Here is an 8,385-nt window from a genome sequence, read left to right on the forward strand (position 1 = left end):
TGTTTCAGCTAGGTTTTCTGGTTAGTTACAAGCCCCATCCCAAGAGTGGGTGGGGCGGTTGACAGATAGATTATTTTTAATGATTGAAAAGCCCAACAAGCTCAACCAAAAGTCGATCGCAAGATAGGTTTTTTATTTTAAAAAAGTTTAAGATAGCAACAAAAAGTTTTGGTCTTTTTTAGTTAGCAATTGCTCAGAAAACCGGTTTCTTCAAGAAAACGGTTTTCTGAGAAAATAACTCTAGCCTTTGACAATCTCGCGCACGGAAGGCTGTCCGTCCTTGATTTCACCTACCAACACTAAATTTGTGGTGTTGACAAATAAGCCATTTTCGAGAACACCGGGAATGTTGTTAAGTGTTTTCTCTAGTTCGGCTGGGTTGTCAATGCTGTCAAATTTGACATCGATTACCATATTTCCCTGATCGGTAACTACTGGGCCAGCTTTTTTGACGCCCATTCGCAATTCTGGTTTGCCGCCGAGTTTTTCAATGGCACGCATTACGGGTGCGTATGCCATCGGTATGACTTCTACAGGTACCTTGAAGGTGGAACCGAGTTTGTCTACCAGTTTGGAACTATCCACAACTACGATAAACTCGGCAGCGAGGGTATCGACGACTTTCTCGCGGGTGTGGGCAGCGCCGCCACCTTTGATTAAATTGAGTTGGGGGTCAACTTCATCGGCACCGTCAATGGCGATATCGATCCGATCGATTACATCCAGTGTCGTCAGGGGAATGCCGTACTCTCTGGCTAACACTTCCGCCTGAAACGAGGTGGGGACGCCTATGATATCTTTTAATTCGCCGGATTTAAGGCGATCGCCCAAAAACTGTATCGCGTAAGCTGTAGTAGAGCCAGTCCCCAGCCCTACAATAGAACTGGATTGCACGCGATCGGCAGCAGCTTTGCCGACTTGCTGTTTCATCAATTTAGAGGCGTCCATTTCTGCGGTCATTCACTAAACTCCTTCGTCGTCGGTCAAAAGGTCATCGGTCAAAAGGTCAAAAGGTCATTTAATTCCTATTCCCCGATCGCCAATGACCTGTTCCCCGATTAAAATAACTCCAGCGTTAACTTTACCGCGTCAAGGGCAAGCTAATAGGATGCAAAGTCAACTTCATTCAGAAGCAGCTCAAAACTTCTGCAACATCGGCAACCAGCTTAAAAGTCAGCAAAAACTCAATGAAGCGATAGAAAGCTACCAAAAGGCGCTAGAAATTCAACCCAACTACGCCCAGGTACACTACGAGCTCGGTGAGGTATACTTGCTGCAAAGGAAGTTCGCCGAAGCGATCGCATCCTGCAAACTCGCCCTGAAGTTACAACCGGATGAAGCCCCGACATACAAGATTTTAGGCAACGCCCTGCAAGCCCAAGGCAAGATAGAAGAAGCCCTTCGCGCTTACAACAAGGCGCTGGAAATAAACCCGGAGTTTGCGGAAGCTTATGTCAATAAAGCGACTATGCTTTCCAAGCTGGGTCAATCAGAAGAAGCGATTGCCTACTATCAAAAAGCGATCGACCTCAAACCAGATCTGGCAGCTGCATATTGGAATTTGGCAAATGTTTTCATGCAGCTAGGTCGAGCTGATGAAGCAGTTCCTTGCTGGCAAAAGGCTTTGAAACTCAAACCAGAACTCCTGAGTGCCGAAACTCTCAACGATCTGGGAACGGCTGTCGGCAAACAGGGTAAGTGGGAAGAGGCGATCGGATATTACAAACGTGCGGTGGCATTGAAACCGAATTATCCCCTCGCACATTTTAACTTGGGTACGGCTCTCAAACAACAAGGTCAAATAGAGGAAGCGATCGTGCATTTACAAAGCACGATCGATCTCAAACCAGATTATGCGGAAGCTTACAATCAGTTAGGCAACGCTTTCTTAGAACAAGAGAAGTTTTCACAAGCTCTGCTTCAATACCGGAAAGTACTTCAACTCGTCCCTGATTCAGCGCGAGCGTATTTTAACATAGGTTCGGCTCTAGCACAACAAGATAATTTTGAACAGGCGATCGTCCAGTTCCAAAAAGCGATCGAACTGCAACCCGACTTAGCCGAAGCTTACTATAACATCGGGATGTCAGTGCAGCGGCAAAGCCAGCAACAAGGTCGGCTGAATGCCGAGAAGTTCAAATATGCGATCGACACTCTTAAAAAAGCTATTAAAATCAACCCCGACCTGCTGCTTTCCCATTTGTGTATGTCGTTTTTGATCGGCGGGCCAGCTAATAATTCTGATTTTGCGCTTTTAAGAGAAGCAGTAGATGATTATAGCCAAAATTGTGGCGAAACAGGTCAGATAATTGCTGCCATAACTTTTATCGCCACTTATGTCAAATCGGGGCTGAACGAAATTGCCAGGAACAAATTTTTGGAAATTGAACCGCTAATTTACGAGCGTTTGTCAGAATTAAAATCAGAAGAGATCGCATCTATTTACTCGCAAGTATTATTTAATGTCAATTATTTGCGCGAAGATTTACCTGCGAATTCTAAACTGGCAAACACAATTGGCGAAAAATACGTTGAAAAAGTTATTAAGCCTAAGCCAGAACAAATTTATAATATTAAATCAAAAAGCCAAGGCTCGCAAAGATTAAGAATAGGTATTTTGTCGAGCCACTTTGTCAGACATTCTGTGGGCTGGTGTAGTTATGATACGATCCGAGAATTGAATGACCTGACCCAAAACGTCTACTTGTACCTCACTGGCGATCGCAAACCAGATGATAGAACTAAGCTATTTGAACAGGCGTCTACAAGCCTTTACAGACCCAAAAAGTTAGCCAATGGCACAGCCGATACAAAAGAAATAATCGAGCAAATATTGAAAGATGAAGTAGATGTATTAATTGATTTAGATTCTCTCAGCGTCCCCATTCAAGTCGATATTATCCATAAACAACCAGCGCCTGTGTGTATATCTTGGTTGGGATTTGAAGCGCCATTCACAAATGCAAATAATTACTTCCTCTGCGACTGGCACACGCACCCCGCAGGTACAGAAAAATACTATCGGGAACAGTTAGTCCGTCTGCCAGATTCATTTGTGGCAGTTTCTGGATTTGAATGCAAACCCATCCAGCGAGAAGTTAGCAGAAAAGCTATGCGGCTGGCTGAAGATCAAGTAGTTTACTTATGCGTTGCGCCTGCATATAAAATGAATGCAGAAATGATAAAATCTCAGGTAAAAATGCTCAAGCACGTGCCTGATAGCATATTGATATATAAGGGACACACAGGCGATCGAGAAATAATTCAAGCGGCTTATCAGAAGGAATGCGAAGCAATTGGAGTGAGATTTAATCGCATAAAATTTATGCCCCTTACAAAGACGGAAGAAGAACATAGATCGACTTACAAAATTGCCGATGTTTTGCTCGATTCCTATCCTTATAATGGCGGGACGCATAACTTAGAAGCATTATCCTTTGACTTGCCAGTTGTAACTAGAACAGGTGAGCAGTATCTTTCCAGAATGGGATATTCTTTTTTACAAGCTCTCTCCCTTTCGAGTGGTGTAGCTAAGAGTTGGGAAGAGTACACAGATTGGGGAATTAAACTCGGTAACGAGACCGATCTAAGGCTTTCAATACGAGAGCAAATTGTGCGATCGAAACAGCCAGAAAATTTAGCACCTTTGTGGAACACGAAAAAATTTGCCCAGGATATGTACAACATATTTGAAGAACTTGTAGCAAAACAAAGATGACCAAAGAACAGCAGCATCCTCAATATAGTAAAGATCGCAAAGTAGTCGATAACCTCTTAGCAGGAAAGCCAAGTGAATACAACCTAGCCGAATTAGCGCGGTTGCGAATTCGCTACCTTGGCTTTCCTGGCGCGAGAGATATCAAGGAAGACTTAGACAAAGTTCTGCAAATGTGGGGTATGAACGAAGAGGAACTTTATGAAACTACCCGCAAAATCCATGCGAAAGGGGAAGTTTATAAAACTCGCGGTAACGATAGCGAAGATTGGGCTTAGCTAAGCTAGGTGTAGAGAAACCGGGTTTCTGCGTGCTTCATGCAACTATAAAGCGCTGTAATTATTCCTCTACCCACTATTTTCCTGAGAATTTACTTTCTTACGAGATGACGATTATATCATTGTAACCAATTAGGGAAATGAGTGCGATCGCCTTCATTTTCCAAACAATACAACATCGCTGCCAGTCGGTAATTAATAGCCCTTGAATTGTCCAATCCTTTCGCTAATTTTTCTACCAATTCATCTACAAAAGTCTGTTCCACTTCCGTTAACTGTGTCTTTTTAAAAGCACTATTTTGCAGGATTTGATGAGCCTTACCGATATTTCCCAAATAGAGACTTTCCAGTTCTTCAACTGCTGCACTCAACCAAAAATTCGCTATGCGTTTGCGAATTAAGCGTAAGTCTGCCAATACCGATTCATCTTCTGGATCGATTTCATAGAGGTTCATACATCCACTTACCAGATTGAGGAATTGCGATGAATCGATAGTTTCTTCCAGCAACTGCCGCTCAAACTTTTCCACATGAACTGATAACTCAGCAGAGGCTTTTTTGGCATTTTCTATATTTGCAGCAGCTGATTGCAAGGCTGAGCTAACTAAGTCAGCCATTTTTGACCACGAAAACTTTTTAGATTGTGACAAGCCAGCCGAAATTAATGATTGGCGAACATCGAGCTTTTGAACTTCGGATAAAGCTTTAGTTAATTCATCGACATCGCTATCATTTACATAAATTGCGGCTTCTCCAGCCACTTCGGGAATAGAGGCATTTGCACAAGTAATAACTGGACATCCACAGGATAACGCCTCAAGTATAGGTAATCCGAACCCTTCATATTTTGATGGATAGACTAATGCGACGGCACCAGAATAAGCTAATTTTAATTCTTCATCTTCCAGTTGCAATTTATGGATGGTGATGCCTGAAAGGAAGGCTTTGCGATCGCTTTCTGATAAGAAACTAGCACCTGTATAAACAATTTCAAAATCTTGTTTGTTTGTCAGTTTAGCAAAAGCTTGGATAAACAAAATAGTATTTTTGTAACCTGTTGACGCACCAACTAAAAGAAAGTAAGGTTTTGAGATGCTATACTTTACTTTAAAACTGCTAATTTCTTCAGGAATAGCGGGCGAAAATATACTTTTAACGCCGCAATGAGCCACAGTTATAGAACTGGCGTGAATATGCGGAAAAAACTTTGCTAAATCGCGGGCTGTATTTTCTGAAATTGCAATGTATCTATATGCGTGGCGGATAGCATAATGTTTCTCGCGCCACATGGGTTCGGCAAGATTCCAGCGCATAATTTCTGGAATCATATCATACGCCATAAATACAGATGGCGTTGAAATAGGTGTTGTGTAGTAGGTGGAAACGAATAAGTCAGCATTTTCTTCATTGCAAACTTGCTGCAACATTATGCGGTCTGCATCTGTTTTGCTATAGTCATATTGCTGAACATTTCGATATCGGATACCAGAAATTTTGGGAGCAGTGCCAACTCGATCGAGTACAACAATATGCTTTGCATATCCACTAGCTGCCCACTCTTCTAGCAATGACCTCCAAACACGAGCAATTCCTGTTTTATAGAATTGAAAAAATATAGTATCAATTACTATTATTGGATATATTTTTTGATAATTAAGATTGTTTTCGATATTTCGAGAGGAGTTAATTTGTGGATACAACAAACTATCTTTATTCATTTTCACTTATTTTTTTATTGCTTACTTCCAGAAGATTTGCTGTTTTTTTGTGCAATCGGTTTCGGCTTGTTCTCTTCTATAGAGGTTGTCACAGGTACGGGTGGATGAGTAGCAGAAGTATGATTTGCCATTTCCGGAATTTGCATATTTGTTGCTGACACCATAGGAGTCAAGAACTGTGCAACTTCAACTTGCTCTTGTAATTCCTCTGTGGAAGATACCAAACCGCTCAACCCGTTAACCAGGTTGCGTAAATTATTGCGGAATCTGGGATCGCCTGTCAACTCATCGAGGTCAGATGTGATTTTTTGTGCGTTCTCAAACGTTACGCGAGCGGAATCTAATGTTTGTTGTAGAGTTAGTAAATAATTTGGGTCATTCAACGAGTTGGAGATATCGCGTAAATTGGCGGAAGCTTGTGCTGCATTGGCAGACAGAGTTTCTAAGTTACGAATAAATTCTCCTTGCAAAACGCGATCGATCGCCGGAGAAAGGTTGGCTACCGTAACTCGAAGCTGTTCGCTAGTTTGGCTGAGATTGTTGAGGGTGCTGACAAGTGTAGCTTGATTGGTTTTGACTAAACTATTGATATTTGTAAGTAAATCGCTGGCTTGACCGGCTGTTACACTAAATCGATCGGCTGTTGTACCAAATTTCCCCGCCGTCTGAGTAACAGTCTCGTTAATTTGATTTGCGGTTCGAGTAGCGGTAGTATCAATTCTATTCACAGCAACAGAAACTTGGTCGGCGGTGCGACCGAATTTGTCTATAGTTCCACCAATGCGATCGGTAGTACGACCTAATTTATCAGCAGTCGCACCGATGCGATCGGTTGTTTGATTAACGGCAACATTAATTTGACTGGCAGTTCCAGCAAATCGATCGGCTGTTTGATTGAGTTTGTCAGCAGTACTGCCGAATTTGGCGATAGTTAGGTTAACATTATCCGCAGTACTGCCGAATTTAGCAATTGTTTGATTTAGTCGATCGGCAGTTCCGCCGAATCGATCGACTGTTGTACCTAATTTTTGCGCCGTTGCACCAACTGTATTCGCCGCCGCCGACACATTTCTCAAATCTTGCTTTACCGATACTATTAAACCAGACAGTTCTCGTGTCAGTTGAGTCACTCCCTGTGCCGCTACAGATGTGTTTGCTACTGCCGAATTTATGTTGTCAAAAAACTTGGGGTCGCTGTATAAATTGGCAAAGCGAACGGCAACGCGAATTAGTTCGTCCAGGCTAACTCCCACCTTACCTTGCAAACGTTCGTTGTTACAGATAATCAAGTTGCGATCTTTGCAGTCGGGACTGAAAGGATTAACACCTTGGACATCAATCGGTACAGTATTTATAGGTACGATCTCGATAGTATTTTCGCTAATTAAACCAGACTGATTCGCTTCTACTACAACATTGCGAGGTATTGCTAAATCTGATTGGGTAATTTCAATTTCAACTTCAACTCCATTTGCTTGTGGTTTGATGTTGGTAACTTTGCCAACGGCGACACCGCGATATCGCACTGCTGTCCCTACTTGCATACCGGCTGCGTTGGCAAATTCAACGATCGCTTTATAGGTGCGAGTGCCGAAATATGTGCCACGCAACCACAAAACTAATGCAGCGAATAAGCCTATTCCCAACAAAAATAACAAACCAACCGAGCCTTCCCGAACTGTTCGCGATCGCATCTCCTCTCCCCCAACCGATTTTAGATTTTGGATTTTGGATTTTGGATTTTTAGAATTGAAGGCTTGCGATAATCGAAAACTATTAGAGCTATCTTAACCGGCTACTTGAATCGGCCCTTCTACGCTACCGCTAAAAAATTGCCGGATCAAAGCGTTATCGGTCGTATCGATCTCGCTAAGACTTCCCGACCACTGCACCTTACCCCGATAGAGGAACACAATTCGATCGGCAGTACGGCGGATCGTGCTGTCTTGGTGAGTGACAATAACGTAGCTGGTGCAACCTCCTTCATTACACTGTAACTGGCGGATCAAATCCTCAATTACCGTAGAAGCAACCGGGTCTAGTCCGGCGGTAGGCTCATCGTACAGCAAAACTTCTGGGGTATCCTTGGGATTTTCTGGATTTGACATAATCGCACGGGCAAAACTCACCCGCTTACGCATCCCGCCCGATAATTGAGAAGGATAGCGATCGCCAATTCTCGGCAATCCCACCATCTCCAGCTTTTGGTTGACCAGAGAGCGAATTACGCGGCGCGGCAGTTTAGAATGTTGAAACAACAGAAAACCGACATTTTCTTCTACTGTCAGCGAGTCGAACAAAGCCGCTTGCTGGAAAACCATACCAATGCCGATCGGATCTTCCGCATCTTCCACCAACCCCCGCCGTCGCTCTCCTTTAATATAAATCTCGCCAGCATCGGGAGCCAGCAAACCAGAAATTATGCGTAGAATCGTCGATTTTCCCGTACCGGAGGGGCCAATAATCGCCAGCGCTTCGCCTTGGTAAATCGTCAGGTCAACTTCATCTAAGACTAAAGCATCGCCAAAAGACTTACTGATTCCCTTTAATTCAATTAACGGCTCAGCCATAAAAGTTCTCAGTGCCGATCCCTGAATCAAAAGAATAATAATTTAGTTTCATGACAGACATCCAACAGTTACTAACAGAAATACAGCAAGAAGCTCAAAGTAGA

Annotated in this window: 6 protein-coding genes; 2 read left to right on the forward strand and 4 right to left on the reverse strand. The window is 43.0% G+C overall.

Going from position 1 to position 8,385, the window contains the following annotated elements:
• Window positions 1-240: 240 nt before the first annotated feature.
• Window positions 241-960: a ribose-5-phosphate isomerase RpiA gene (gene rpiA / locus H6S82_RS10410; protein ID WP_190465971.1), complete on the reverse strand. Its 720-nt coding sequence runs from the start codon at window positions 958-960 to the stop codon at window positions 241-243.
• An 82-nt stretch (window positions 961-1,042) separates the two neighbouring features.
• Here rpiA and H6S82_RS10415 point away from each other — a divergent pair, with 82 nt between their 5' ends.
• Together H6S82_RS10415 and H6S82_RS10420 are read left to right on the forward strand one after the other, a co-directional pair.
• Window positions 1,043-3,718 (forward strand): tetratricopeptide repeat protein, encoded by a 2,676-nt coding sequence (locus tag H6S82_RS10415; protein ID WP_190465969.1) that lies wholly within the window; start codon window positions 1,043-1,045, stop codon window positions 3,716-3,718.
• Complete coding sequence (locus H6S82_RS10420) at window positions 3,715-3,993, forward strand: DUF3288 family protein (RefSeq protein ID WP_190465967.1); 279 nt, start codon at window positions 3,715-3,717, stop codon at window positions 3,991-3,993. Before H6S82_RS10415 ends, H6S82_RS10420 begins: the two co-directional genes overlap by 4 nt.
• Before the next feature lie 119 nt (window positions 3,994-4,112).
• On the opposite strand, the gene H6S82_RS10425 is transcribed toward H6S82_RS10420, so the two are convergent.
• The 3 genes from H6S82_RS10425 to H6S82_RS10435 all read right to left on the reverse strand — a co-directional run bounded on the left by H6S82_RS10425 (window position 4,113) and on the right by H6S82_RS10435 (window position 8,281).
• Window positions 4,113-5,711 (reverse strand): glycosyltransferase family 1 protein, encoded by a 1,599-nt coding sequence (locus H6S82_RS10425; protein WP_191056201.1) that lies wholly within the window; start codon window positions 5,709-5,711, stop codon window positions 4,113-4,115.
• Window positions 5,712-5,725: 14 nt separating this feature from the next.
• A complete protein-coding gene (locus tag H6S82_RS10430) occupies window positions 5,726-7,405 on the reverse strand; it encodes an MlaD family protein (protein WP_190465963.1) in 1,680 nt (559 codons plus the stop codon).
• A gap of 93 nt (window positions 7,406-7,498) precedes the next feature.
• A complete protein-coding gene (locus tag H6S82_RS10435; RefSeq protein ID WP_190465962.1) occupies window positions 7,499-8,281 on the reverse strand; it encodes an ATP-binding cassette domain-containing protein in 783 nt (260 codons plus the stop codon).
• Between the last annotated feature and the right edge of the window lie 104 nt (window positions 8,282-8,385).

The organism is Planktothrix sp. FACHB-1355, assembly GCF_014748295.1.
GTDB classification, from domain to species: Bacteria; Cyanobacteriota; Cyanobacteriia; order Cyanobacteriales; family Aerosakkonemataceae; genus Aerosakkonema; species Aerosakkonema funiforme_A.